Annotated in this window: 18 protein-coding genes; 8 read left to right on the top strand and 10 right to left on the bottom strand. The window is 70.6% G+C overall.

Features of this window, described 5'->3' with window-relative positions; all coding sequences use genetic code 11:
• Nucleotides 1-44: 44 nt before the first annotated feature.
• Complete coding sequence (locus IPH07_29620; GenBank protein ID MBK6921595.1) at nucleotides 45-3,122, bottom strand: spermidine synthase; 3,078 nt, start codon at nucleotides 3,120-3,122, stop codon at nucleotides 45-47.
• A gap of 57 nt (nucleotides 3,123-3,179) precedes the next feature.
• Between IPH07_29620 and IPH07_29615 the strand changes: the two genes are divergently transcribed.
• Genes IPH07_29615 through IPH07_29600 form a run of 4 tightly spaced genes read left to right on the top strand, consistent with a single transcriptional unit; the run spans nucleotide 3,180 to nucleotide 8,850 of the window.
• Nucleotides 3,180-3,494 (top strand): polyhydroxyalkanoic acid system family protein, encoded by a 315-nt coding sequence (locus IPH07_29615; GenBank protein ID MBK6921594.1) that lies wholly within the window; start codon nucleotides 3,180-3,182, stop codon nucleotides 3,492-3,494.
• Nucleotides 3,495-3,527: 33 nt separating this feature from the next.
• A complete protein-coding gene (locus tag IPH07_29610; GenBank protein ID MBK6921593.1) occupies nucleotides 3,528-4,004 on the top strand; it encodes a hypothetical protein in 477 nt (158 codons plus the stop codon).
• Between the two features lie 9 nt (nucleotides 4,005-4,013).
• The gene (locus IPH07_29605) at nucleotides 4,014-5,438 is read left to right on the top strand and encodes an MBOAT family protein (GenBank protein ID MBK6921592.1); all 1,425 of its coding nucleotides are present in this window, start codon (nucleotides 4,014-4,016) and stop codon (nucleotides 5,436-5,438) included.
• A gap of 13 nt (nucleotides 5,439-5,451) precedes the next feature.
• Complete coding sequence (locus IPH07_29600; GenBank protein ID MBK6921591.1) at nucleotides 5,452-8,850, top strand: hypothetical protein; 3,399 nt, start codon at nucleotides 5,452-5,454, stop codon at nucleotides 8,848-8,850.
• A 7-nt stretch (nucleotides 8,851-8,857) separates the two neighbouring features.
• Here the strand turns inward: IPH07_29600 and IPH07_29595 are convergent, their stop codons facing one another.
• Together IPH07_29595 and IPH07_29590 are read right to left on the bottom strand one after the other, a co-directional pair.
• Nucleotides 8,858-10,153, bottom strand: coding sequence for a hypothetical protein (locus tag IPH07_29595; protein MBK6921590.1), 1,296 nt, complete (start codon nucleotides 10,151-10,153; stop codon nucleotides 8,858-8,860).
• Between the two features lie 134 nt (nucleotides 10,154-10,287).
• Complete coding sequence (locus tag IPH07_29590; GenBank protein MBK6921589.1) at nucleotides 10,288-10,968, bottom strand: hypothetical protein; 681 nt, start codon at nucleotides 10,966-10,968, stop codon at nucleotides 10,288-10,290.
• A 326-nt stretch (nucleotides 10,969-11,294) separates the two neighbouring features.
• Here IPH07_29590 and IPH07_29585 point away from each other — a divergent pair, with 326 nt between their 5' ends.
• Complete coding sequence (locus IPH07_29585; GenBank protein ID MBK6921588.1) at nucleotides 11,295-11,888, top strand: hypothetical protein; 594 nt, start codon at nucleotides 11,295-11,297, stop codon at nucleotides 11,886-11,888.
• A gap of 27 nt (nucleotides 11,889-11,915) precedes the next feature.
• Here IPH07_29585 and IPH07_29580 read toward each other — a convergent pair whose 3' ends face one another.
• The gene (locus IPH07_29580; GenBank protein MBK6921587.1) at nucleotides 11,916-12,653 is read right to left on the bottom strand and encodes a hypothetical protein; all 738 of its coding nucleotides are present in this window, start codon (nucleotides 12,651-12,653) and stop codon (nucleotides 11,916-11,918) included.
• A gap of 45 nt (nucleotides 12,654-12,698) precedes the next feature.
• On the bottom strand, nucleotides 12,699-15,374 hold the full coding sequence (locus tag IPH07_29575; protein MBK6921586.1) for an exo-alpha-sialidase: 2,676 nt from the start codon (nucleotides 15,372-15,374) through the stop codon (nucleotides 12,699-12,701).
• 242 nt (nucleotides 15,375-15,616) lie between these two features.
• Between IPH07_29575 and IPH07_29570 the strand changes: the two genes are divergently transcribed.
• The gene (locus tag IPH07_29570) at nucleotides 15,617-17,329 is read left to right on the top strand and encodes a hypothetical protein (protein ID MBK6921585.1); all 1,713 of its coding nucleotides are present in this window, start codon (nucleotides 15,617-15,619) and stop codon (nucleotides 17,327-17,329) included.
• A 48-nt stretch (nucleotides 17,330-17,377) separates the two neighbouring features.
• On the opposite strand, the gene IPH07_29565 is transcribed toward IPH07_29570, so the two are convergent.
• Entirely contained in the window at nucleotides 17,378-18,523 is a 1,146-nt protein-coding gene (locus IPH07_29565) for an MBL fold metallo-hydrolase (protein MBK6921584.1), read from the bottom strand.
• A 125-nt stretch (nucleotides 18,524-18,648) separates the two neighbouring features.
• Nucleotides 18,649-20,511, bottom strand: a complete 1,863-nt coding sequence (locus IPH07_29560; GenBank protein MBK6921583.1) for a sigma-54-dependent Fis family transcriptional regulator — start codon at nucleotides 20,509-20,511, stop codon at nucleotides 18,649-18,651.
• A gap of 182 nt (nucleotides 20,512-20,693) precedes the next feature.
• Between IPH07_29560 and IPH07_29555 the strand changes: the two genes are divergently transcribed.
• Nucleotides 20,694-22,214: an aldehyde dehydrogenase family protein gene (locus IPH07_29555; GenBank protein MBK6921582.1), complete on the top strand. Its 1,521-nt coding sequence runs from the start codon at nucleotides 20,694-20,696 to the stop codon at nucleotides 22,212-22,214.
• Between the two features lie 132 nt (nucleotides 22,215-22,346).
• A complete protein-coding gene (locus tag IPH07_29550) occupies nucleotides 22,347-22,688 on the top strand; it encodes a DUF779 domain-containing protein (GenBank protein ID MBK6921581.1) in 342 nt (113 codons plus the stop codon).
• A gap of 41 nt (nucleotides 22,689-22,729) precedes the next feature.
• On the opposite strand, the gene IPH07_29545 is transcribed toward IPH07_29550, so the two are convergent.
• From IPH07_29545 to IPH07_29535, 3 genes are all read right to left on the bottom strand, one after another.
• Nucleotides 22,730-23,923: an aspartyl protease family protein gene (locus IPH07_29545; protein MBK6921580.1), complete on the bottom strand. Its 1,194-nt coding sequence runs from the start codon at nucleotides 23,921-23,923 to the stop codon at nucleotides 22,730-22,732.
• 92 nt (nucleotides 23,924-24,015) lie between these two features.
• Entirely contained in the window at nucleotides 24,016-25,320 is a 1,305-nt protein-coding gene (locus IPH07_29540) for a hypothetical protein (protein ID MBK6921579.1), read from the bottom strand.
• Between the two features lie 178 nt (nucleotides 25,321-25,498).
• Nucleotides 25,499-26,260, bottom strand: a complete 762-nt coding sequence (locus tag IPH07_29535) for a hypothetical protein (protein ID MBK6921578.1) — start codon at nucleotides 26,258-26,260, stop codon at nucleotides 25,499-25,501.
• Nucleotides 26,261-26,353 lie beyond the last annotated feature (93 nt).

Below are 26,353 nucleotides of genomic sequence, written 5' to 3'. Positions count from 1 at the left end.
GGCGCGGTCGGGCGCGAGGGCCCGACCGACGCCCGCACGCCGCTTCACCGTCGCAGCAGGTAGGCCTGGATCACGCGGAACGCGACCTCGTCGTCGTTGTTGTCGCTGTGCACCGGCGCCATCTTGCGGGTGGCCCACGCCTCGCGCGTGGCCATGTCGGCACCGTTCAGTTCCAGCGCGATCACGCCGGCGATGGCCTGCAGGCCGCGCGGGATCTCATAGTCGTCGCCGTAGCGCTCGGTGGCCTCGAGCGCGGTGGCGATGCGCGGGCCGTCGACGCGTACGAGCGCGTCGAGCAGGGCGATGCCGTCCTTGACCTCCGGCGGTGCGTCGTCGCGCGCGGCGACCCGCAGGACCTCGCGCCACCACGGCATCTCTGCCAGGTCGAAGTGTGAGGCGACCGCGGCGTAGACCTCGTAGGTCGCGCCCAGCCACCCGTTCCAGTCGGGCTGCGCGGTGACCAGCACGGCGTTGTTCGACTCGCGCCAGCTCGACATCTCCGCCGCCGAGAGCTCCTCGGCGACGCGCGCGTTGGGGTCTTCGTAGCGGCGCATCAGCAGCGCAGCTTCTTCGTTCTCGAACAGGATGTGCGGCTCGCGGTAGTCACCGATGCCGCCCAGCGGGTACGGCCGTCGCGGGATGTGGCCGAGCACCTCGAGCACCGGCGCCGGCGTCCAGCGCAGGCTGTGCAGGAACTCGGCGCGGCCCTTGAGGAAGCGCGCCTTCTCGGCGCCGGTGTCGAGCAGCGGGTGGCTGTCGCGGTTGGGCACCTTGTCGACCAGGTACGGGTGCAGCATCTCGCGGTTGGCGGTGATGAGCCCGTCGAGCTGACCGATGTCGTGGATGCCGAGCAGCTCGAAGGCCTCCTGCGCGTCGGGCCACGACAGCGGCTCGGGATCGAGCTGGCCGATCTTGGCGTCGGGCGAGGCGATGATGACCCAGTCCGACGAGCCGATGCGCGCGATGAGGTAGTCCTCGAACTCGCTGTCGAGCGCGGCGAGCACCCCGGTCATGAGCGCGTTCGACGACTCGTAGCCCTGGATCCACTGCGCCAGCACGCCACCGGGCTTCAGGTAGCGCTTGGCCTCCTGGTAGAACTCGACGGTGAAGAGGCTCGAAACGCCCGAGACCCACGGGTTGGTCGGCTCGCTGATGATGAAGTCGTACTTGTCGCCGGCCCACGCGAAGTAGGCCTTGGCGTCGTCGAAGTGGATGTGGCTGCGCGGGTCGTCGTAGGCGCGGTAGTTGACCGGCTTGAAGTACATCGAGCCGCGCACCATCTCGGGCTCGATCTCGACGGTGTCGAGACGCTCGAGGTGGGGCGACGACAGCAACGTGTGGCAGGTGACGCCCGAGCCGAAGCCGATGAGCGCGCCGTGCACCGAGTCCGGCCGGGTCATCAGCGGCAACAGGCCCACGAGGAACTGGTTGGGCTCGTCGCCGGCGATGGCGGGGCCGAGGTCCTTGGGGCGGTCCGACGGCCAGCGGTCGAGCACCACCGACGCGTCGGGCTTGCCGTTGGTGTAGATGACGTGGTGGCCGGCCTGCACGTCGGTCGCGACCACCGTGACGCTGGCGGTGCGGCCGTCGACGTAGGACAGCACCTCGTAGCTCGACGGCAGGCGGATGCGGCCGTTGCGGAACACCGTCGAGGTCAACACGGTGGGATCGATGTGGATGAACATCAACGCCGAGCACACCACCGCGACGGTACCGATGGCCGCGTTGCGCAGGATCTTGCCGGCGTTGCTCGGCGCGTCACCGCTCAGGATCTCGGTGCGGATGAGCATGAGGCCCAGCAGCATGTCGACCAGCGCGCCGAGGATGAGCACGCCCTTCAAGCCGATGATCGGCATGAACACCAGGCCCGCGAACGTGGCCCCGGTGATCGCTCCCAGGGTGTTGCTGCCGTAGACCTTGCCGACCACGCCCTCGGGCTGGCCGCGCTTGAGCATCACGTGGGTGAGCAGCGGCAGCGTCATGCCCGCGCAGAACGCCGCCGGCAGCATCATGATCGCGCAGATGAGGTACTTGAGCAGGTTGAACTGCAGCCACAGGCCCTCGGTGCGCTCGCCGCCCGCGGTCAGGTTCATCCAGTACTCCGACAGCAGCCCGCCCATGCCGAGCACGCCGAGCCGGTACAGCGGCAGGGTCGCGATCGCCGACAGGCCCATGATCATCTGCACGACCGCCAGCGCCATCTCGGGGCGCTTGAAGCGATCCATCCGCTTGCGGACCCACAGGCCGCCCAGCGCCAGGCCCATGATGAACACCGAGAGCATGATTTCGAACGAGTGGGTCGCGGCACCCAGCACGGTCGAGAGCAGTCGGATCCAGCCGATCTCGTACATGAACGACGACAGCCCGGTGCCGAACGCAACCGCGAGGTAGAGCGTGACCTTGCCGCGGCTCGCGACGCCGGCCTCGCTCTCGGGGCGCGACGCGATCGCCGTGGTCGGCGTACGGTCGCGCATCGCGATCAGCATGATGAGCAGGTTGAGCGCCGCCGCCACCATCAGCGCGCCGGGCAGGCCGATGCGCGCGACCAGCACGAAGCCGGAGAAGAGGGCGCCGAACGAGGCGCCGAGGCTGTTGGTGAAGTACAGCATGCTCAGGATCTCGCCCGAGCGGTTGGGCTCACGCCGCAGGATGCCGACGCTCATCAGCGGGAACGTGGTGCCCAGCAGCACGCACGGCGGCAAGATGAGCAGGCCCGCCAGCGACCACTTCGCCAGCTCGACCGAGCTGCCGCCGCCGAGCGCGGGGAACAGCGTGTCGTAGGCGAAGCGCGCCGTGAGCTCCTGCAGGTGCGGGAACGCCAGCGCGTAGACGCCGATGAGGCCCTCGATGATGCCGTACACCACCACCGGCGAGCGCGTGCGCGCGACGAAGCGACCCGACAGCAGCGCGCCCAGCGACATCCCGCCCATGAAGAGGCTGAGCACGAGGATCTGCGCCGTCGCGGCGCTGCCGACGATCTGCTTGATGTAGCGCGACCAGATCGACTCGTAGATCAACCCGCTGATGCCAGACAGGAAGAACAGCAGGAACAGCGAGCGGAAGCGGCTGATGCCGAGCGGATGGGGGGCCGCGTGAGAGGATCCCGGGGCGGGCATGTCCATGGCGCGCGGACGATAGCCTTTGCCCCCCCGCCGCTGCTATAGTCCGCGCCGACCGCCATGAAGTACGTTGCAAAGCACGGTTTGTCGGATCGCGCGCGCGCCCGCGCCGTGGTCGAGAAGGCCTACGAGGCCTACAAGGTCAAGCTCGCCGACCACAACCCCTCGCTCACGTGGAAGTCGGAGAACGCAGCCGTGCTGGGCTTCACCGTGCTCGGCAAGACCATCAACGCCGACATCGAGGTCGGCCCCGAGGAACTCCGCGTCGAGGGCGACATGCCGTTCTTGTTCCGGCCGTTCCAGGGCAAGGTCGAGAAGGTCCTGGGCGAAGAGATCGAGAAGTGGATCGCCAAGGCCAAGGCCGGCGAGATCTAGCGCACCGCGATCACGCGGCCGGGGAGACCTGCCATGTTCGAGCTCAGCCAGTCGGCGACCGGACAATTCGTGCTCGTACACCGGCCCAGCCAGACGGTGATCGTCGGCGACGAGCTGGCCGCGACCTGGGAGCGCATGCGCGAGCGCGTGGGCGAGCAGGCCGGGCCCGAGGCGGCGGTGGCAGTGCCGACCGCACCGCCGTCGCCGCGGGCACGCACCGCTGCGATCGGGCTGCTGGTCGGGCTCGCGTTCGCGTGGCTCGGCGTGCTGCACCTTTCGCTCGGTCGTCTGGCCAGTGAGCTGCGGGGTGCGCCGTCCGAGGCGACGCAGGCACCGCTCGACGATCTGCGCGCACGGGTCGATCGCGTCGAGCGACAGCTCGAGGTCGGCAGCCGCGGCAGCAAGCGACCGGCGGGCAAGCGGCCGGGCAAGCCCAAGCCCGCCGAGGCCGGCGCGGCCGCGACCGAGGGCACCGAGCCTGCGGCCGCACCCGAGAACGACGACGACTGATCACGTGTCGTGCAGTTCAACTCGCTGTCGTATGTGCTGCTGTTGGTCACCACGCTGGTGGCCTTCTTCGCGTTGGGCCCGCGGGCCCGCACCTGGCTGCTGATCGCCGCGAGCCTGGTGTTCTACGCCGCGTGGAGCATCCCGTTCACGGGGCTCATCGTGCTGTCGGCGATGATCGACTACACCGCGTCGCTGGGCATCCATGCCGCGCGCACGCCGGGGCGTCGCAAGGCCTATCTGCTGCTCAGCCTGCTGTCGAACCTGGGCCTGCTGGGCTACTTCAAGTACGCCAACTTCTTCCTCGAGAACATCCACGCGGTGTTCGGCGACGGCGTGCTCGGTGACGGCCTGTCGATCGTGCTGCCGCCGGGCATCAGCTTCTACACCTTCCAGACCATGAGCTACACGATCGACGTGTATCGGCGCGAGATCACGCCGACGCGATCGTTCTCGCGGCTGTTCCTGTTCGTCACGTTCTTCCCGCAGCTGGTTGCCGGTCCCATCGAGCGCGCCGGTCACCTGCTCACGCAGTTCGAGTGCGTGGTGCGGGCGCGCTTCCGGGTCGAGAACCTGGTGGTCGGCACCCGCATGATCATCTGGGGCCTCGCCAAGAAGGTGCTCCTCGCCGATGCCTGTGCCGGCCTGGTCGATCCGGTCTACGCGGCGCCGTCGCACTACGACGGCTGGGTGCTGCTGGTCGCGACCTACGCGTTCACGCTGCAGATCTACTTCGACTTCACCGCCTACTCGGAGATCGCCCGTGGCTCGGCGCGCCTGTTCGGCGTCGACCTCATGCGCAACTTCGATCAGCCGTACCTGGTCACCAACATCAGCGAGTTCTGGCGACGCTGGCACATCTCGCTGTCGACGTGGATCCGCGACTACGTCTACCTGCCGCTGGGCGGCAATCGAGGCAGCCGTCCGCGGGTGTTGTTCAACCTCGTGCTCACGATGTTCCTGTCGGGACTGTGGCACGGCGCGGCGTGGACCTTCGTGTTCTGGGGGCTCTACCACGGCGTGCTGCTGCTGTTCGACGTGCTGCTGCGTCGCACGCCGAGCGCTGCGGCGGTGCGCAGGCGCTGGCCGCAGGCCACCGCGGCGTTGGGGTGGTTCCTGACCTTCCACCTCGTCGTCATCGGCTGGGTGATGTTCCGCGCCGCGACCATGGGCGACGCGCTCGCGGTTCTGCAGGGCATCGGCTCGGGCATCGGTGCCAGCCTGCTCGCGGGTGCCGGGCCGAGCGCGTTGCAGCTGGCCTTCTTCACCGCGCTCGCGGGCTTGCTGTGGATGGCGCGGGTCGAGCGTCACCACCACCTGCTCGCGCGCATCGACGCCGACGCCGGCGCCTCGGTGGTCTTCTACGGCGGCCTGGTCGCGCTCATGTCGCTGCTCGGCGCCGGCGAGGGGCCCGCGTTCATCTACTTCCAGTTCTAGACGCCCATCGCCGATGTCCAAGCCCACCACCACCACCGCCGCGCGAACGGCACCAGAACCGACGCTGGTCTGGCAGGACGGTCGCGTCGTCGACGACGCGGTGGTGCCGGCGCGACCGTGGGCGTTCTTGCTCGGCATCGTCGCGCTGGTGGTGCTCGTCGACCTCGCGCTGCAGCTGGTCGCGTGGCTGGTGCCCGCGGCGGTGCACACCGAGGTGCACGACCGCGCCAGCGCCCGCGCCGAGCTGCGTGCGACCGTCGACGATCCCGAGCACGCTTGGCTGCTGGTCGGCGATTCCGTGCTGGCCGGCGACGTCATGCGCGGCCGCGTCGATCACTGGGAGCAACACCGTGTGATCGACGAGCTGCGCGCGGCGGTGCAGCCGGACGCCAAGGTCACCTTCCACCAGATCGCCCTCGATGCCCTACTGCCGGTCGACGTGCTGCACGTCGTGCGCGAGCTCGACGCCTACGATCCCGGCGGTCGGGTGCCGATCGTCGTCGAGCTCAATCCGCGCTACTTCTCGCGCAGCTACGCCGATCTCGGCGAATGCACGCGCGCGTGGCTGTGCGAGCTGGGCCCCGAGCTGGGTCGGGAGGGCCAGGGCGGCACCGGGGTGGCGAGGGCCACGTGGGCCGCGTTGTCCTCCGGCCCGTGGCTCGCGGGGCTCGTGCACGACGGCCTGCTCGAGCTGCTGCCCGTGGCACGGCACCGTCGCTGGCTCGACGGCGACGGCCTGCGCGCTGCGCTGGGCGCCATCATCGGCCCCGGCAGCGGCGACGATGCCGACGATCTCACCGCGCGTGCTCGCGTGCTCGCGCACTATCAGAGCCTGCGGCTCGACGGTCGCTCGCAGCAGATCCGCGCGCTCGAGCAGACCGTCGCACGGCTGCGGGCCAACGGGCGTCGCGCGGTGTTCTTCACCACCCCGCTCGAGGACGGCTTCCTCGCCGACGCGATGGAGCCCCAGGCCTATGGTGCCTACGTCGCGAGGATGTCGCGCCTGGTCGAAGATGCCGACGCGCCCACGGTGACGCTGGTGAACCTCGATCATCCGCTGTTCGCCGCGTCGCTGTTCCTCGATCACTGCCACCTCGGCCCCGAGGGCAACCGCCGGCTGGCCGTGAACCTGCTGGTCGAGCTCGGCATCGGCGTGGCCGACGTGCCCGAGCGCGAGGAGCTCGCCCACGTCGAAGGTCCCGACGCGACCTTGGTCGCACGGACCGAGGTCGGCTACAGCGACGGCGCTGCCTGGCAGGCGTTGTTCCACCAGCCCGACGGCATCGCGGTGTCACCGGGCGGCGCACGCGTCGTGATCGCCGACACCGGCAACCACGTGCTGCGCGAGTTGACCGGCGCCAGGCAGACCGTGCGCGTGATCGCGGGTGGGGCCAAGCACGCCGGCAATCTCGATGGCCCGTGGCACGCCGCGCGGCTCGACAGTCCGCGCGATCCGGTGCTGGTCGGCGACGCGGTGTACTTCATCGATCAGCAGGGCCAGCGCCTGCGTCGCCTGCAGGACGGCGAGGTCACCACGCGCCAGGTGCTGCAGGGGCCGAAGTGGCGTGAACTCACCGCGCTGGTCGGCGATGGTCGACAGCTGCTGCTGCTCGACCGCGGCGCGCGGGTGCTGGTGTTCGATCCCGACGCCGGCAGCACGCGACTGCTGGTCGAGGCGCAGGGCGACGCACGCATCGAGGTGATCGCCCCGACCGGCGACGGGCGCCTGTTCCTCGCCGACGCAACCGGTGCGATCTGGTTGCTGCCGTCGCTCGGCGCCGGCGCGCCGGCGAGCCTCGGGGCCACCGAAGCCGACGGGCTCGAGCTGGTGTTCGCCAACGACGGCGCGGCCGTGATGCCGCAGGTCAAGGGCCTCTACTTTCCGCTCGAGTTCGACGAGCTGCGCTTCGCCCACGTGGTCGGCATGACCTGGGTCGCACGCTACGGCCTGCTGTTGGTGCAGGACGACATCCCGCCCGGCAAGCAGGGCGGTGCCGAGCTGACCGAGCGCATCCACCTGCGCGCGATCGACTTCGAGGACCGCCTGATCTACCCGTGGCTGCGCCCCATCGTGCACGGTGGCGGCTACGCGCTCTACAACAAGAAGAGCAACTCGTTCGTCAGCTACTTCCACGAGGGCTCGATGGCGATCGATCAGGCGACCGCCACGACCTTCTGGCTCGAGCGCGGTCGCTCGCGGTTGTTCCACTTCGCCGATGGCATCCTCGGCGTGGCGAAGATCGGCCACATCCGCGACCTCGATCTGTGGGGCTACCGCGACCTGCTCGGGGTCGCCAGCGGCACCGAGACGCTCGCGCGTCTGCGGCCCGATCGCTTCCTCGATCGCCGCATCGAGCCGCACCCGCGGGCAGGGCCGTACTTCGGGCTCGTGATCGGCTCGTCGATGCTGGCCAAGAGCGACATCATCGGCTCGTACTCGTTCGGCGTGCGGCTCGAGACCCGCCTGCGCGAGGCACTCGGCTACCGCGACGGCATCGGGCTCGATCTGGTGCAGCGCAGCTATCCCGGCGTGCGCTCCGAGCACGTGATGCAGCACTTGCGCAGCTTCATCGACGATGGCGCGCAGATCGACGTGCTGTTCATCGAGCTCGGTGGCCGCCGGCGCGGCTTCTTCCTCGAGGACTCCTCGCCGGAGCGCATGCGCACGATCCTCGCCGAGCTCGACGCGATCGCGCGGCGGCACGACACGATGGTGGTGTTCTTCGACGACTCCGCCTTGGTCGGGGCCGGTCGCGATGGTCTGCGTCGCGGGCTCGACGAGTACAAGCGCTTCAAGACCATGGCCGCCGATGCGGGCTTCACCGTGGTCGACCTGAGCGACGAACTCATGCGCAGCGCGCTCGATCTGTCGCCGTTCGGCAGCCCGCCGTACCGCTCGCACCACGCCGCGCCGTGGGCCATCGACGCGGCCGCCGATCTGCTGGGCGACCGGGTCTACCCCGCGCTGCGCGAGCACCTGCGCGGTCGTGTGCCCGCGTTCGGGCGCCCGCCGGTCGACGAGGATCCGACCATCGACGCGGTCGCCGACGCGTTCACCGACGTGCCTGCCGACTGGCCGGCGCTGCTGCCGGAGCTGGGCGGCGAGAGCGTGCAGAGCATGCTCGCGGGCGACGAGCTACAGATCTTCGTCGACCTCTCGCGGGTCGAGGTCGACACCGGCGATCCGAATGCGCTGGCCGATCTCGCCGCCGCCGCGCTGCACGGTGTGGTCGCGATGGATCCCGCCGGTGCGCGGGCCCGTCGCGTGAGCGTGCGGCTGGCGACCTTCAGTCGCTACGACGAGTACGGCGCCGGTGTGCGTGACGCCGCCGACGTGGTGTTCGAGCGGCAGCTCGACCGTGCGGAGCTCGCTGAGTTCCTGCGCGAGGTGCTGGCACGCCGCGGGCGGTGACGCCCGCTCACGGCACCGCGAGTGCCCACACGCCTTCGTTCCAGCTGGACGCGTAGACGATGCGATGCACCGGGTCGAAGGCCATGCGATACGGTCCGTCGCTGAAGGTCTGCTCGTTGTAGACGCTCCACTCGAAGCCGTCGCTCTCGGGCGAGACCACGAAGGGCTGGGGCCCGGTGGTGTTGCCGCCGGTGTTGGCGAGCTGGGCGTACAGCGTCGTGCCATCGCCGATGACGGCGTAGTAGCCATCCGAGGTCGCGGGCCCCACGAGATCGAAGCTCAGGCCGTCATCCTCGCTGCGCAGGATCTGGCCCAGCGCGCCCACGTACAGCACGCCGTTGCTGGCGTAGTACGCCGCGACGCCGCCGTGCTGCATGTCGAGCTCGATGACCTGCGTCCACGATGCGCCGGCGTCGGCGGTGCGCCAGTAGCCGTCGCCCTGGGTGCCGAGCAACCACGTGTCCGCGTCACCGACGAACCAGATCGAGTGACCCGCACCCCAGCCGGGCATCGCGTCATGGCGCGTCCACGATTGTCCGCCGTCGTGGGACTCGAGCACGCCGGCGTCGCCGGTGAACTCGAAGCCCGAGTGGAACGTGAGCAGCAGGTGATCGAAGTCGGTGGGGTCGGCGGCCACGTGATAGACGTCGTTGGTCCAGCCGCCGATCGAGTTGTCGGCGTGTTCGGCGAAGCCCGTGGGCGTCGACCACGTGTCACCGCCGTCGTTCGAGATCCAGAAGCCGAGCGACGACCCGCGCACGCCACCGACGTAGACCATGTGCTGCGCGTCGGCGGGATCGATCTCCATCACCCCGGGGCTCACGGGCTCCGGCAGGTCACCGATCGTCGACCAGCTCGCGCCACCGTCGGTCGAGCGCCACATCCCCTCGCTGTCGGTCGTGAGGTAGAGCGTCGACGGAGCACACGGCAGCACGTGGATGTCCATGCAGCCGAACGGCGGTGCCTCGCCATATGGCCGATGCAGTCCTGGCGGTGAGAGGTCCGTCCAACGTCCGGGCTCGAGCATCGGCGGGGTCGCGGTCGGAGGCACGAACGCGCGGCAGCTCGCCGGCACATCGGGCGCGGGGCCGGTCTCGTCCAGTGGGCCCACCGACGAGGCCTCGGCCGCGTCGTCGCCGCTGTCGCCCGCCGACATCGTCGACAGCATCGTCGAGGCCCCGGTGCCGTCCGTGCTCGCCGCGCCCGCGCTCGCGGTGCCAGACTCGGCGCCCTGCGGCTCCGCGGCGGTGGAGTTGCAGCCGAGACCGAGCACGAACAGCGAGTGGCGGAGGTATCGCGACATGGCAGGCTCATGCACGCGGCGCGGTGGATCTGTGACGAGAAGGCCCCGCGGCGCCGAAGTCGTTGCGGGGCAGATCGATCGCCACGTGCGACCACGCGAGCATCGGCTTCTGTGGATCCGCACGACCGTTGCGATCAGTCGTCGGCGGCACCGAGCATGATCCACGAACGCACGGTCGACTTGTTGGACTCCGACAACGGCGCCGCCGGCGGTGCCGGGAGCTCGCAGCCGGGCTCGCTGCACTGGATCACCGAGCACGTCCCGCCGGGGATCGGGTACTCGATCTTCGCCATCATGTAGCTGTGCAGCGGATCGCCCGGGGCGACGAACGCGAGCTCGGGCGCCTGCTTTGGCACGCCCGCGAGCAGCTTGTCGCGCACGGCCACGGCCTCGGTCTCGCTGGTGCCGCCGGTGCCGAAGTAGATGCTCGCGTTGGGATCGGCATGACACGGCGAGCACCAGGTCGCGAAGATCGGCATGACGTCGGCGCGGTAGCTGACCGATGACGGTGCGAACGCGTCGTAGTCGTAGCAACCGACCGGTGGGTCCTCGCCGGCCGCGGTGGAGTCGGTCGCGCTCGTGTCGGTCGCCGTGTCGCCGGAGCTCGACGTCGACGCCGAGCTCGACGTGGACATGCCGGTCGAATCGGCCGTGGCGCTGGGATTGGTCGAGGCACCGGTCGGATCGGTGCCGCTTGGATCGCCGGAGTCGTCCGCGCTGCCGCCCGATGATCCGTCGCCGGCTGTCCGATCGGCGGGGCAGCCGACCGTGAGCGCCAGGACCATGCACGCGTGGACGACGGGCGATCGAATCATGGGATCACCGTACGGGGCGATGGTCGGCCGGTCGAGCCGTCGGGCGCCCCCGCTCGCGGGGGGCCGCCGCCCTCGTCGCGTCGATGTGCGCGCGCGTTGGCGGTCGCGGAATGGATGTCGAAGCTGCCGCCGCCCTCGCCGATCGCTCGAGAGCTACACGACGAGCTCGTCATCGCTGAACCACGCCCAACCCGACCACCAACGCGCGACACGACGCACGACTGCCGGCGGCTCATCCGGCAGTGCGCGGGCACAGCCACGCGAAGGCGGTCGGGCGCGCGGTACTTCCCCTGGCGCGCGGGTTCGACGATGATCGCGAGGACGGCATGGCGCAGGGGCAGGGGCAGGGCGGCACGGACGCCTCCGAGGGCGCGCATCAGGTGAAGGGCAGCGCCTTCGTGACGGTGGCGCGTTGGATGTCGAAGTGCGGCGATGCCGAGCTGCGTACGCGCTACCTGGCAGCGCTGCCCGCCGGCACGCGCGAGCGCGTGCGGGATGCGACCGCCACGCAGTGGTTTCCCGAGCGCATGCATGCCGAGGTGCTGCGTGCGGTGTTCGACACCGTCGCGGGCGGCGAGCTGCCACGGTTCGAGCAGGTCATCGCGGAGTGCACGACGCTGGGCGTGCAGACCTTCGCGAAGCTGGTGCTGTCGATGTCGTCACCGGCGTTCGTGCTGCGGCGCTGCCCGACGCTGTGGGCGGTGCTGCGCCGCGGACCCGCCGAGGTCACCGTCGATCAGGAAGGGCCGCGCTCGGTGCTGCACTACACCCAGTTCCCCTTCTTCGACGACCAGCTGTATCGCCACTACCTGCGCGCGCTGCTGGGCGCACTCGTGCGTCCGTCGCATGGTCGCGACGCCGTGGTGGAGGTCGTCGATCACGGGCACGATTGGGTCGACATCGCGGTGACGCTCGACTGAAGCGGCACTCCGCGAGCGGCACCGCGATCACGGGTTGCAGACGGCGCCGAGGTCGGTGCCGCACGAGCAAGCATCCATCGGGTGCCAGTGTCCGTCGTCGTGGTTGCACCACTGGCACTGACCGGGCAGCGGCTCCTGACACGTGACGCAGTCGACGCAGTAGTAGCTGCCGAAGTTGGCGGTGCCCTCGATGTCGCTGCTGCCGCAGTACGCGGTCCAGCAGCCGGCCACCGGATCGAGGCCGGTGATGCTGCACTGGTGCGCGACGCCGACCGGGACCTCGCAGCCATTGGCGAGCTCGCCGTCGCAGTCCTGCCAGGGGGCCTCGCAGGTGAGCACGCAGTTGCCGGTGGTGTCGCAGGTCGCGGTGCCGTGCGGGCCCGATACGCAGGTCCGTTCGCAATCCGGGATGCCGGTGGTCGACGAGGATGCATCGCCGGTGGAGCTCGAGCCCGACGTGCCACCGCTCGAGCTGGTGTCACCGCTGCCGTGCGTCCCGTCGCTGGAGCCGCCCGACGAGCTCGTCCCCGCGAGCGGCACGCAGTGGTTCGACAGCTGCGTGCTCGCGAGTGCCGAGTAGCGCAGGCCCGAGTCGCAGTCGTCGTCGGGATAGGCGCACCAGCCGAGATCGACCATGCAGCTGCCGGTGCGCTCGCCGACGCGGCACTGCTCGTCGTCGGTGCACGCGTATTGACGCGGTTGCAGGCACGCGGTGGCCGCGAGCGCGAGCCCGCCGACGACCACGATCGCGTGCTGCGACTGCATTGGCATCAGGCTACACCCAACCGGGTCGACACAGCGCGTGCGGGCTCACTCCCGCGACCGGATCCGCACCAGATCGAGGTCGCCGTCGAAACCACGCGCACCGTCGGCGAACGCGCCGAGACACACGGCCTCGTCGTTCTTCACCACGCCTTCGGCCCGCCACGCGGCGTCGACGACCTCGTCGTCGACCTGCATGCGCATCGCCTCGTTCGCGACGTCGCGCACCAGCACCACGCGGTGCCAGGCGCCGTCGCTCACGGCGGTGGTCGCGGTGAGCCCGACGTTGTCGCAGCTGGGCAGGGCGTCACACTCGCCGTCGAGCACGCCGCAGTTGATGGTCGCGGCGTTGCACGCGGTGGCCAGGAACCGCACGTGGCCGTCTTCGATCCGCAGCCACCACGCCGGCTCGGTGCCGGTGCGGGTCTTCGAGATCAACGTGCCGGCCGCCGTGGCGCCACCGCTGCCGTGCGCCTCCGTGCGGAACACGACCTCGATCGCGAAGCCGTCGCGGGCGCCGAGGTCGAGCGCCGAGTGCAGCGACGACTCGCTGCGGCACAGCCGTGCGTCGCCGTCGAAGCGTGCGGCCGTGGTCGAGTCGCGACCGCGAACCGCGACGACGTCACCGGTGGCGGCGAGCGTGAGGCCGAGCGGCCCGCGGTCGTCGACATCGTCGATGTTCCCGTCGGCGACGCCCTCGAAGCTCCACGCGGCGAGGGTCGGCTCGTCGAGGGTGTGGACCGCGGCGCGCAAGAACTCGACGCGACGATAGAACCCGTTCGCGTCGGCGCCGGCTTCGTACAGCACGCCCAGGTGGCTCTCGTCGATCGCCACGAGGTCCGAGTACGCCGCCCACATGCCGTCGACGCGCACGCCGTCGACCCACGTCTCGCCGTCGTCGTGGCTGACCCACACCCGCAGATCGTGGCGACGGCCCTGGTTGCTGCCGTGCTCGCCGGCGGGCAACGAGAAGAACAACCGCCGCGCGTCGCCCGGCCGCGACGAGCCCGGCCACGCCAGCACGGTGCCGTGCACGACCGGACCGCGCAGCACCGGCACGCGCTGGTAGGGCGGGTCGGTCAGCCAGCTGCCGTCATCGCCCACCGTCGCGATGCCCCGCAGACCCGCGGCGACCTCGCTGGGCGTGACATCGGGCGCGCCGAGCTGATGGCGTGTGTTGACCAGCACGCGACCATCGGCGAGCTCGGCGGCCGTGCTCTCGTTGACGTTGACCGGGCTCTGCGTCTCGCTCGCGAAGATCGACCAGCTCTGCCCGCTGTCGTCGGAGCGCAACAGGTGACCCCCGCGCTTGCCGTCGCCGGTGCGGCGGTGCATCGCCGGCACCAACAGCGCGCCGTCGCGGAGCTGGATGCCGTGGGAGGGGCCGATGAGGGTGCTGTTGCCCGCCGGGTCGATCACGCTGTCGGTGATGTCGAGCGGCTCGCCCCAGCTCTCGCCCTCGTCGTCGCTGAAGCGGGCCTCGATGATGGCGGCGCCGGTTCCTTCGCAGCTGCAGTTGCTCGCCTCGGGCGAGCAGCCCGCGCCGAGCTGCTGCGTCATGGTGATGAGCACCACGCGGCTCGTGATCGCGTCGACCACCGGGACCGGGTTGGCGACGCGGGCGGCACCGGGGTCGACGATGGTCTCGGCGTCCGACCAGGTCGCGCCGCCGTCGTCGCTATGCGCCAGCACGATGTCGATGTTGCCGATGTCGCAGGTGTTGTGGACGCGGCCCTCGGCGAAGGCGAGCAAGCGTCCGCTCGGTGTGACCACCACGGCGGGGATCCGCGCGGCGAAGTAGTGGCCGCCGCCGGGCGCAGGGATGGTGTTGGTCTCGAACACGGTCGTGTGATCCCGGTGCGGCCCGGCAACGCCCGGCCACGGGGTCTCGCGGGTGAACGCGATCTCGTCGAGCTCGCCGATCCACGGCGCCGCGCCGGCGGTATCGAGGCCGACCCGAACCGACGCGTCGCCGACCACCGCGCCGAGGCCCGCCGGTGCCCGCAGCACGTCGGTGCCGTCGAGGCCGATCACCAGCTCGCCGGTGTCGCGATCGATCCCGACCACCGCGCGGTGCCACACGCCGTCGGCGACCTCGCGTGCACCCTCGGCCTCGACCGCCGCGGCGCCCTCACCCACGCGCGCGCGCAGGTGGCCGTCGACGATGCCGATCCACCACGGACCGTCGCCGTCGATGCCCCCACGCGCGACGAGGGTGCCCGCGCCCTCGAGGCCGTCGCGTCCGTGGTGATCGGTGCGGAACGTGAGCGCCAGCTGCATCGGCTCGCCATCGTCGAGATCCGCAGCTGCGGCGGCCGGCTCGAGCGCGAGGTAGCCACCGTCGCCGCCGAAGGCGATCGCGCGCGCGTCGGGGTGCAGGCCCGCGACGTAGCGCAGCTCGCCGGTGGCGGTGCCGTGCAGCGCGTTGCCGCTGTCGTCGACGATCGCATCGGGTGCGGTCGGTACCGCCGTGCCGAGCTCGCCGTCTTCGAAGCGCCACGACCAGCCGTCCGGTCGCGTGGTCGCGCCGGTGCTGTCGTCGGTCGACGTGACCGCGCCGGTGGAGCTGGGCTCCCCGCTGCCGTCGTTGGCCGTGCTTGCCTCGCCCCCGGTCGCGCCCGACGACGACGAGGCGCTCGCGACCGTCGTGCTCGAACCCGCGGGCTGGCCACCACCGCACGCGAGCAACAGCGACGCGGTCACGATCGATGCACGCGTGATCATCGGGCCGAGCATCGCAGAGCGCTCGGTCACGCACCGCGCGGGTGCGCGCCGCAAACCAGTGGCGGTAGAGCGATCCACGTACGGGGCCGCCGCGTGCCCGACGCGCAGGCGGGCACCCGCGCGGCGATGGCGACCGCGCGCGGCTTCGAACGTGTCGGCGCGATTGTGGCCCACACGGGGCGCAATGCAGGGGTTTCGCGGTCGCGCGGTGAACCAAGCGTGGGCTGGACACACCACAGGGCGTGACCAGCCTGCGCTCCTGTGTGATTGCCGCGTTCTCTCTCGCGTTGCCCGCAGCCACGCTCGTGGTGCCCGCGGGTTGCGGTGGCGACGAGGCCACCGACGCCTTCGAGGACGAGGAGGAACTCGCGCCCGGCGGTGCCGTCGGCAAGTACGACGATCTCGAGGAGCCGGGGCTGCCCGTCAACGGCAACTACGCGTCGACCACCGCGTGGAAGGTCGTGAACCAGTGGGAGGACACCGACACCCCGGCGGCGCGCGCTGCTGGCATCGCGTGGCCGGCGAACAGCGGGCTCAGCTGGGACGAGAAGTTCGCGGCGTGGCTGCAGTCGATGCCGAAGGTCGAGACCTTCGATGGCTTCGGCGAGACCTTCGAGATCGCGACGCCGTGGGGCAAGACCCTGCCGGCACCCAAGCTCGACTGCGCCGACACGGCGCTCATGCTGCGCTCGACCTTCGCGGCGTGGTACGGCCTGCCGTTCTTCGTGGTCGCCTTCGATGGCAAGACGCCGGTGTACTTTGGTCACTTCGGCATCCGCACCAAGAACGGCATCTGGAACAACATGCCGAAGTTCGCCAACGCCTACGCCGATCACTCGGCGAAGTCGGCGGCGCAGGTGCAGGCCAGCTGGCCGCAGGACGCCAAGCTGCGCAAGCTCGGGGTCCAGAGCGGTGACGACCAGCCGATGATCGGCGAGGGCGCGCGCACGGGCACGTACCTCGACGAGCTGCACCTCAACAAGCGCGCCGCCCACCTCATCCGGCTCACGATGATCTTCACCGGCTCGGTCAACCTCGCCGACAGCCGCAACACCTTCAACCTCGTGCCCGAGTCGCTGCGCGCCGGCGACGTGATGCTGTGGCGCACCTCGAGCAGTGGCGTCGGTCACACGATGGTGACCGTGCGCGCCGAGCAGCTCGGCGAGGGCCGCATGTCCGCCGAGAGCGTCTTCGGCAACCTGCCGCCGGCGCAGCCGCGGTGGACCAACCCCGCCGGCACCGAGCGCAACTACAGCGACCCCGAGGGTGGCGGCGTCGATGGCTCGACCGACTACGCCAAGTTCAACGGCGGCCTCAAGCGCTTCCGCGTGACCAAGTCGTCGTCGGGCTTCTGGGTGAACACCATCATGAAGTCCGACGAGGCGGCGTGGATCCCCGACGACGACCTCGATCGCATCCGCGCCCGTCCGGCCCAGCTCGACGCGCTGCTCGGCGAGCTCACCCCCGACGAGCACCGCCAGCTGCTGCTCGACGTGATCGAGGGCAAGCGTGCCCACCTGCGCAACTTCCCCGCCTCGTGCAGCGCCCGCATCGCCCGCGAGGACGCCTTCGAAGATCTCTACACCGTGCTCGAGCAGGAGTTCGGCATGACCCGCGACGAGGTCGATGCCGAGCACCGCATCCTCGAGGACTACGTGTTCGCCGAGCTGGTCTACGAGCAGTCGAAGACCTGCTGCTGGAACTCGACCAACGACGTCATGTTCCGCACCATCATGTCGCTCAACGACGAGCTGCAGGAGCAGGCCGGCGACGCGTGTGTGGAGCCGCTGCCGTTCATGGCCGTCGATGGCGGCTATCAGGCCTTCCGCGACCACGATCCGCTGGGCTGGAAAGACTGGCGTGCCGACGAGGCGTGCCCGCAGGCGAACGTGCAGAACGACCTGCTCGCCGAGGCGGCGTGGACCCCCTTCTGCGAGTGGAACGCGGGGCAGTAGCCGCGCCGCACCACCCCTGCCAGCGCGCCGCCGGGCGATCGCGGCCGCTCAAGGGAGGATCGCGCCCTCCATCTTCGTCGCGACGATGGGGTCCTGCGCGGCGGTGTGCCACGCGAGCGTGGGCCACCAACGTTCGACAGCTGGCGGCGCGGCGGGCTCGATGCTCTGACCCGGGCGCGGCGCGATGACCGACACGCTGGCCTGCTCGGCCGCCGCGAGCACGCGCTCGATCGGCTCGGTCCAGCCGTGATAGGCGAGGTTGAACAGGCCCCAGTGCACCGGCAGCAGCACGCCGCCGCGCACCATGCGATGGGCGGTCACGGCCTGCTCGGGGCCGAGGTGCCAGTCGGGCCAGGCGCTGCCGTAGGCACCGGCCTCGATCATCGTGAGGTCGAACGGCCCGAGCTGCTGCCCGATGTCGTGCATCGCGGGGAACAGCCCGGTGTCGCCGGAGAAGTACGCCCGATGCTGCGCGCCGAGCACGGCGTAGCCCGCCCACAGCGTCTCGTCCTTGTCGAACAGCGTGCGGCCCGACGCGTGGCGGGCGGGGGTCGCGACGATCTCGAGACCACCGACTTCGTGGCGCTCCCACCAGTCGAGCTCGACGATCTTCGACTCGGGCACCCCCCAGTACGCCAGGTGGGCCCCGACGCCGAGCGGCGCGATGAAGGTCGTGTCCCAGTCCTTCATCGCGACGATGGTCCAGTAGTCGAGGTGATCGTAGTGGTCGTGCGAGAGCAGCACGGCGTCCAGCTTCGGCACGTCGCCGAGCGACAGCGGCGGGGGATACCAGCGCGCCGGTCCGATCCACGACAGCGGCGAGCTGCGCTCGCCCCACACCGGATCGGTGAGCACACGGTGGCCGTCGATCTCCAGCAGCAAGGTCGAGTGTCCCAGCCATGTGATCCGCAGGCCGGATGCGGGCGGGGTCGCGAAGCGGCTCGCCGGCACCCGCTCGAACGGCGGCGTCGAGCCGGGGGTCGCGTCGGCGCTGGCCGAGAACATGCCGGAGACCATCAGCCCGAAGTGGTTGACGAGCGACTGTGGGTTCTCGAACACGCCGTCGCCGTACTGCGGTGATCGCTGCATCCTCGCGAGACGCTCGCCGTCGGCGCCGTGGCCGAACGCGCGCCAGCCGTCGATGACCGCGTAGATGGAGGCGAGCACGAGCGCCACACCCACCGCCTGCAACATGCGCTTGGTGTAGTGCCAGCTGCGGCGCACCGTCGTCGGCTCGTTCATGTGGGCTGCGGCTCCTCGATCGAGTCGGACGCGCGTCGCACCGGCGACGTCCTCGGACAGGCCCTCGTGGACCCGCGTCAGTCGCTGCGGAGGCCGTGACGATCCAGCAGCCGGTACAGCGTACTGCGCGAGACCCCGAGACGGCGCGCCGCCTCGCTGAGGTTACCGCCGGCGGCGATCAACGCGCCTGCGGTGGCGGCCCGCTCGGCGGCCTCGCGGGTGTCGTTGCCAGGCGCTCGCGTGGGCTCGAGCGGGAGGTGCTCGGGCTCGATGCACTCGTGCTCGCCGGCGAGCACCCACGCGTGCTCGAGCGCGGTCCGCAGCTCGCGAACGTTGCCCGGCCATCCATGCTGCGAGAGGGCTCGTCGCGCGGCCGCGCTGATCCGCGGCTGGCCTGCGGCGCCATAGCGCACGGCGATGCGGCCGAGCAGGGCGTCGATCAGCTCGTCGAGGTCCCGGCGCTCGCGCAGCGGCGCCAGTCGGATCGCCACGCCGTGGATGCGGTAGTAGAGGTCGCTGCGGAAGCTGCCGGAGAGCACGGCCGCGGTGAGGTCGCGACAGGTGGCGCCGACGACCCGCACGTCCGCGCGGCGCTCGTGGTGGTCGCCGACGCGGTAGTAGGAGCCGTCCTCGAGGAATCGCAGCAGCAGCGCCTGCGCACCGGCGGACATCTCGGCCAGCTCGTCGAGGAACAAGGTGCCACCATCGGCGGCCGCGAGCTTGCCATCGTGCCCGCTCGCGCGCGCACCAGTGAACGCGCCCGCGGCGTAGCCGAACAGCTCCGACTCGAGCAGTGAGCCCGTCAGCGCGCCGCAGTTCACCGCCACGAACGGCCCGCGGCGGCGATCGCTGGCGCCGTGGATCGCCCGCGCGAACAACTCCTTGCCGGTGCCGGTCTCGGCCAGCAGCAGCACCGGCAGCTGCGACGGCGCGAAGCGACGCGCGCGCTCGCGGGCGTGGGTGATCGCGGGATCGCTGCCGACGATGTCGCGGAAGGGATCGTCGATCGCGACCTCCGGTGGCTTACGGCGCGTCGGCGTGCGCGCCCGCGAGATCCGGACCACCGCCGACCACGGCGTGTCGTGCTCGCCGATCGGCTCGACCTCGACGCGCATGCCTCCGACCACGCGGGTGCCGGCGGCGAGCAGCGGCAGGCCGAGACGCCGCGCGAAGTCGTCGCCGAGTCGATCGCCCTCCCCGAGCAGGCGGCGACCGTCGGCGTTGCACAGTCGCACGCGCCCACTGCGTTCGAGCACGAACGCAGTGCCGTCGGTCGCGGCGAGTCGTCGCCGCAGTGCATCGAGGCCCCCCGGCGTGAGCGCGCGGTAGCTGTGTGCGGCGAGCCACGCCTCGACCGCGGCGGTGGCCCCGAGCACCGCGGCCTCGAGGGCAGGGTGCGCCATCTCGGCGGGTCCGGTCGCATCGAGCACGCCGACCAGATCGCCGCGCGGGTCGTGCAGCGGCGCTGCGTAGCAGCACAGGCCGTGGTTGCTGCGCTCGAAGTGCGCGGCGCCCAGCACTGCCACCGGGGCGCGCTCGACGATCGCAGTGCCGATCGCGTTGGTACCCCGCGCTTGCTCGCCCCACCACGCGCCTTCGACCAGTCGCGTCGCCGAGAGCTTCGGCTGCAGCGCGCCACCGGTGTGCTGCCGACGGATGACACCGATCGCGTCGCACAGCAGCGCGCTGAAGCCGGCCGCGGCCATCGCGGCGCCGAAGGCCCCGAATGGCGAGTCGAGCTCGAGGGCCGCGTCGAGCTCGGGCGGCGCGGGTGCGTTCGCGGGCGCGATGGGATGGGGATCGGCATCGGCCCGAACGCCGGCGCGCGCGACCCGAGCCCATCGCGACAACAGCGGGTCGGCCGAGATCTCGTCCTCGCTGTAGCGCCGCTCCTGGAATCGTTCCCACCGCGGCGTGGCGCCGGGGGCCAGCATCAGCATCGGGCACCTCCAGTCTCCACTCTACCGCACTGCGCGCGGGGGTTGTCGCGGCGACGGCGGTGCACCTGTATCGATCCGAGACATGTAGGCGCAACACAGTGTCCACGAATGTCCTGCAATCCCACGGCGGCGGGCAGGGCGGCACCGCACTTGCGATGTGCTGTCGCCACCAGGAGCACGCCATGCTGTACGCCAATCCCAACGCCTCGGACGCAGTGGTCTCGTTCGCCTCCCGCTACGGCAACTTCATCGGCGGCGAGTGGACGCCCCCGACCAAGGGCCAGTACTTCGAGAACATCACCCCGGTCACCGGCCGCCCATTCTGTGAGATCCCGCGCTCGACCGCCGAGGACATCGAACGCGCCCTCGATGCCGCCCACGGCGCCAAGGCTCGCTGGGCCGCGACCTCGCCGACCGAGCGCGCCAACATCCTGCTCGAGATCGCCGCGCGCATCGAGGCCAACCTCGAGCGGCTCGCGGTCGCCGAGACATGGGACAACGGCAAGCCGGTGCGCGAGACCCTCGCCGCCGACCTGCCGCTCACCGTCGATCACTTCCGTTACTTCGCGGGCTGCATCCGCGCGCAGGAGGGCTCGATCGCACCGATCGATGCCAACACCTACGCGTATCACTTCCACGAGCCGCTCGGCGTGGTCGGGCAGATCATCCCGTGGAACTTCCCGCTGCTGATGGCGGCGTGGAAGGTCGCGCCCGCGCTGGCGGCCGGCAACTGCGTGGTGCTGAAGCCCGCCGAGCAGACCCCGGCTTCGATCCTCGTACTGATGGAGATCATCGGCGACCTGCTGCCGCCCGGCGTGCTCAACGTCGTCAACGGCTTCGGCATCGAGGCCGGCAAGCCGCTGGCCTCGAACAAGCGCATCGCAAAGATCGCGTTCACCGGCGAGACCACCACCGGCCGCCTGATCATGCAGTACGCGTCGGAGAACCTCATCCCGGTCACGCTCGAGCTCGGCGGCAAGTCGCCGAACATCTTCTTCGAGGACGTGTTCGCCCAGGCCGACGATTTCGCCGACAAGGTCCTCGAGGGCTTCGGAATGTTCGCGCTCAACCAGGGCGAGGTATGCACCTGCCCGTCGCGCGCGCTGGTGAGCAAGGCCATCTACGCCGAGTTCATCGAGCGTGCGGTCGAGCGCGCCCGCGGACATCGCCCGGGCAACCCGCTCGACACCGCGACCACCGTCGGTGCACAGGCCTCGAACGACCAGCTCGAGAAGATCCTCAGCTACATCGACATCGGCAAGCAGGAGGGCGCGAAGGTGCTGCTCGGCGGCGGCCCGGCGGAGCTCTCGGGTGATCTGGCGCGCGGCTACTACGTGCAGCCGACGGTGTTCGAGGGCCACAACCGCATGCGCGTGTTCCAGGAGGAGATCTTTGGGCCCGTGGTCAGCGTGACGTCGTTCACCGACGAGGCCGACGCGATCGCGATCGCCAATGACACGCTGTACGGGCTCGGCGCGGGCCTGTGGACCCGCGACGGCGCGCGGGCCTTTCGCGTGGGTCGAGCGGTGCAGGCCGGTCGCGTGTGGACCAACTGCTATCACCTCTACCCTGCACACGCGGCGTTCGGCGGCTACAAGCAGAGCGGCATCGGCCGCGAGACCCACAAGATGATGCTCGACCACTACCAGCAGACGAAGAACCTGCTGGTCAGCTACGACCCGAAGCCGATGGGGTTCTTTTAGCCTTGGTCGCGCCCACGGGGCGCTCTACGTGGTGCGGGCGACCGTGGCGAACCTCGGCGTGGGCGAAGCCACGCCGGGCTCGGCGCGGCGGGGGTGCGCCCATTCAATGGCGTGAGGAGAGGGGAGGTGAGCATGGGCGACGAGGCGGCGGTTTCGTGCACGGAGGCGGCGGCGCGGCTCATTGCGGAGCTGGTCGCCGTGCATGGCCCGCTCATGTTCCACCAATCGGGTGGTTGCTGTGACGGCAGCGCGCCGATGTGCTTCGTGCAAGGCGAGTTCAAGGTCGGCGAGCGCGACGTGTTGCTCGGCGAGATCGCCGGTTGTCCGTTCTGGATCGGCGGCGATCAGGCGCAACGCTGGGCGCATACGCGCCTGGTGATCGACGTCGTGCCCGGTCGAGGGGCCGGCTTCTCGCTCGAGGCGCCCACGGGACGCCGCTTCTTGACGCGCTCGATCGCATGCGCGCGCGACTAGCACCTCGACAAGAGGCCCGTCACAAACCCCGTGTCGAGGTACTACGGCGGCAGCGGTGCCAGGGTCGGGCCCAGCACCAGCTCGTGGTCCTCGTCGACGTCGTCGCGGCGGGTGCGGATCTGCAGCGTCGTGCCGGCGGTGTTCTTGATCGCGCGTTGGGCCGCGCACAGGCTCGCGCGATCGGTCATGTGAACCGGCTTGCCGTCGACGGCCACGACCTCGTCGTCGAGCTCGAGGCCCGCACGGCTGGCGGGTCCACCTTCGGAGATTGCAGTCACCCGCACGGCCCCGCCGGCGATGCGGATGCCGACCCCGTAGCCGGGCCGCGGGGTGTTGGGGTCGCGACCGGGCTCGAGCACGAAGCGCGCGATGCCGGCGGGCACGTCCACGACGACCCGGAAGTCGCGCATGAACTCGTTGCCGAGCATCGCGTGTCGCGTGGCGCCGGCCTGCGCTGGATCGTCGGCGTGCTCCACCGCGATTGCGACCCCTCGCAGGTCGAGCTCGTCGAGTCGCAGCGAGCGCAGCCGCGTCTCGTACTGTGTCCCCACCAGCGTCTTGCCAGTGGCGCCCGAGCTGACGGCGCCGCGGCTGCGCAGCGCGCCGGGCTCGTCGATGCGGTGGCCGATCTCGGTGAAGAAGGCGGGGGGCAGGTACACCGGGCCGGCGTTGCCGGTGTCGAGCAGGGCCCAGATCGTGTGGTCTTCGATCGCGACCTGGGCGTAGAGCTGTGGGCCCGGGGTGTTCGGATCTCCACGGCGGATGGGCACGATGGCGCCACCGGGCGTGAGGTCCTCGCCCGAGGGAGCCAAGCGCACACGCGCGCGAGGGTAGTCGATCTCCACTGCGGTCTGATCGAAGAAGCCGCTGCGCCGCGGCCACCCCGAGCCGAGCACGCCGTCGATCTCGAGGCACAGATCGAAGTCGAGTGTGGTCGCGAAGCCCCCGAGGCGCTCGAGCTCGAGGTCGCCGACGCTGAGCTGGGGGATCTCGATCGGTGCCGCATCGAGCATCGCGCCGGCGCTGTCGAGCAGCTGGCTCGATGCGCGTGCTCGCAGGCCCAGCTCCTCGGCGAGCGCGGTGCTGAGCACCATCGGCGCGCCGCTGTCGACCATCATGGTCAGCTCGCGCTCGATGCCGGGGATTCGGGCCGGTACCAGCACGAGGTTGTAGTCGTTGGAGAACGCGACCTCGATCGGCTCGCGCTGCCCATGGGTCGTGACCGGTGCGGTCACGGGAATGCTCGACGCACACGCGACCGCCAACCACGGGAGACCGCACCAGTACATTCGCCTCATCGAACGACCTCGCTTCGTCGACGCACCATTCAGCCGGCGACCTCGTTGCGGATCGTCAGCGAGCTCACGCGAAAGCGCGACAGGTCCAGGGTCACCGCGGCCTTGCCCGCCTCGACCGGATAGAAGCCCGTCGCGCGCACCGACCAGCCGTCGCGGACGACGGTGACATCGTCGTAGTAGAGCATGCCTCCGTCGCGCAGTCCGGGCGGGAGCTCGTCGACCGCGGGGGCGCCCGTCGTCGCGCTGTGGAAGCCGAGCGCGGCGAAGAAGCGCGGCAGCGGCACCCTCGCCTCACCCGCGAAGTGCACGTCGATGTAGAGCGCCTGCGTCAGGCCCTCGGCACGCAGGAACTCGCCGGCGTGGGGGCCCTCGGCGGCGAGTACGTCGAAGAAGCGCACGTTGTAGCTCGCCAGGCCCTGCTCGACGATGCCGGTGTCACTCGGGTGATCGCGCTCGAAGCTCGCGATCGTCGCTGGCATGTCCTTGCCGTCGCGCACGGCCTCGAGGAACCCGATCAAGGTCGACTCGGTGGCTTCGACCTCGGCGGCGCTGTAGAAGCGGCCACGGTCCGTCGACAGCGTGAACACCCAGCGCTCGGCCGCCGGATTGATGCGCCGATCGTGGGTCATCAACGAGCGGAAACCGTCGTGCAGCGGCGCGATCGACCAGCGCTCGGCGACGTGGGCGTAGTCCCCCTCGAAGACCGCCGTGCTCGGGGCCGGTGGTGGCGCGCCGTGGACGTACGCATCCGAGAGGGTGATGCAGTCGATGATGGGATCGTCCTTGGCGAAGGGTGGCCGTCGGCGGAACTTGCCCTCCTGGTCGTAGCGCGCGTAGTGCTGCGAGCGCAGCTCGAGCACCAGCGGGATCGCGGGGTCGAGGCTCGGGTGGAAGAGCGGGGTGCCACCGATGTTTGCGCCCGTGCCCCCGCGATCGTGGACGAACGTCGGATCGTAGGACTCGGGGTTGAAGTGCCGGCGCAGCGAGTGGCCGACGTGGGCCTCGAGCTCGCTCAAGCGCAGCGGGAACTTCGGCAGCCGCGCGAGCGCGGCCATCAGCGCGTCGGCCTGGGCGCGATCGATCCGCAGGTCGCCCACCGAGGGCGTGCGGCGCCCCGGGTGCTCGGCGAGCGCCGGCTTGCCGGTGCGGGTCGACGGCTCCGCGCCCGGCGCGTGTGCGCAGGCCGACGAGGCCGCCACGCACGCCAGCCAGGCGAGCACCACCGCTGCGCCCACGCCCGTGCGACGACCGCACCCGTGCGGGATCGAACGTGTGCAGGTGTTCCCGGGATGGCCGACGACGGCGGCGAGCGTCATGCCGAGCAGGCGGTGCAACGCAGATGCCAGCCGAGCTTCGCTGCGGTCGTCGCGTCGGTGGGGCGCGGGGGCGACTCGGATCGGCACCGTGGGCGACCCAGATCGCGTCGGCGCTCCCCGAGGGCTCGCATCGATCCACGCGGTCGCGCCGGCGATCGCGGGCAGATCACGTGCGGCTGCCCTCGGCGAGATGTGGCTACCCGCAGTCCGCGCTCGGACACCCGTAGCGGTGCCAGCTCCAACCCGGGCTGGGGTTATTCGCGATGCCGAAGCACGCCGGCCCGACGTCGTGGCCGACGGCGGTGCCCGCGAGGCTCTCGCCGTTGGCGAGCGGTCGTTCGAACCATGCGCCGGCGATGCCGATGTCGGAGCAGGGCACATCGTCGCCGTAGTACTCGGTGAACGCGTCGGCCCAGCCCTGGATGCCGCTGACTCCGGAGCGGGTGCGGATCGAGCCGATGTAGTGCTCCTGCAGCGTGTTGGCGTCGATGATCGAGCCACCCCACCAATCGCCCCACAGGTGGCGGATGCGCGTGCGATACAGGTGGCCGGGCTCGAAGTTGAAGGCGATGCGGCACGACCAGCCATCGCCCTCGCCACCGAACGTGGCGCAGCCGGGTCCGTCCGCGCCGACCGCGTTCCAGATCGAGAAGATCGCCATCCGCGGGCCGCCGGTGGTCTGCAAGCCGATGTACGTGCCGTCGCCGTTGTCGAAATTGTAGAACCACGCCCAGAAGTACTTCGACGCGTCGCCGGGGAACTGCTCGACGCCGATGGCACCGTCGACGTTCCAGAGCCCGTCCTGCGGCAGCTCCCACCACGTGTGCGCGTTGGCGTGCTGCTTCTGGCCTGCGCGGGCGTCGGTTTCGGGCTCGACCGTGCGAGGGGGCGCGTCGGACCCTGGATCGCAGGCGATGACGGCGAGCCACGCGATGGTGGCTGACAACTTGGTGGGCATGGTCGTCCTTTCGTCCGCGCACGCGAGCGGTGGGTGCGACGGACCTGGCCGGGGATACGCCGACCCCGAGGTTTGGTTCGCGGCGGCGTGAAA

The organism is Deltaproteobacteria bacterium (assembly GCA_016709225.1).
In the GTDB taxonomy this organism is placed as follows: Bacteria; Myxococcota_A; Polyangia; order Nannocystales; family Nannocystaceae; genus Xiheibacterium; species Xiheibacterium phototrophicum.
Note: the sequence above shows the minus strand (reverse complement) of the source record. Positions and strands in the feature narration are given on the sequence as shown.

Excerpts from the sequence above, each read along its gene's own strand:
- IPH07_29550 (MBK6921581.1), top strand. The coding sequence starts at position 22,347 with ATGGGCGACGAGGCGGCGGTTTCGTGCACGGAGGCGGCGGCGCGGCTC.
- IPH07_29590 (MBK6921589.1), bottom strand. The coding sequence starts at position 10,968 with ATGATTCGATCGCCCGTCGTCCACGCGTGCATGGTCCTGGCGCTCACG.
- IPH07_29565 (MBK6921584.1), bottom strand. The coding sequence starts at position 18,523 with ATGTTGCAGGCGGTGGGTGTGGCGCTCGTGCTCGCCTCCATCTACGCG.
- IPH07_29535 (MBK6921578.1), bottom strand. The coding sequence starts at position 26,260 with ATGCCCACCAAGTTGTCAGCCACCATCGCGTGGCTCGCCGTCATCGCC.
- IPH07_29620 (MBK6921595.1), bottom strand. The coding sequence starts at position 3,122 with ATGGACATGCCCGCCCCGGGATCCTCTCACGCGGCCCCCCATCCGCTC.
- IPH07_29585 (MBK6921588.1), top strand. The coding sequence starts at position 11,295 with ATGGCGCAGGGGCAGGGGCAGGGCGGCACGGACGCCTCCGAGGGCGCG.
- IPH07_29610 (MBK6921593.1), top strand. The coding sequence starts at position 3,528 with ATGTTCGAGCTCAGCCAGTCGGCGACCGGACAATTCGTGCTCGTACAC.
- IPH07_29615 (MBK6921594.1), top strand. The coding sequence starts at position 3,180 with ATGAAGTACGTTGCAAAGCACGGTTTGTCGGATCGCGCGCGCGCCCGC.
- IPH07_29595 (MBK6921590.1), bottom strand. The coding sequence starts at position 10,153 with ATGTCGCGATACCTCCGCCACTCGCTGTTCGTGCTCGGTCTCGGCTGC.
- IPH07_29560 (MBK6921583.1), bottom strand. The coding sequence starts at position 20,511 with ATGCTGATGCTGGCCCCCGGCGCCACGCCGCGGTGGGAACGATTCCAG.
- IPH07_29575 (MBK6921586.1), bottom strand. The coding sequence starts at position 15,374 with ATGATCACGCGTGCATCGATCGTGACCGCGTCGCTGTTGCTCGCGTGC.
- IPH07_29555 (MBK6921582.1), top strand. The coding sequence starts at position 20,694 with ATGCTGTACGCCAATCCCAACGCCTCGGACGCAGTGGTCTCGTTCGCC.
- IPH07_29580 (MBK6921587.1), bottom strand. The coding sequence starts at position 12,653 with ATGCAGTCGCAGCACGCGATCGTGGTCGTCGGCGGGCTCGCGCTCGCG.
- IPH07_29600 (MBK6921591.1), top strand. The coding sequence starts at position 5,452 with ATGTCCAAGCCCACCACCACCACCGCCGCGCGAACGGCACCAGAACCG.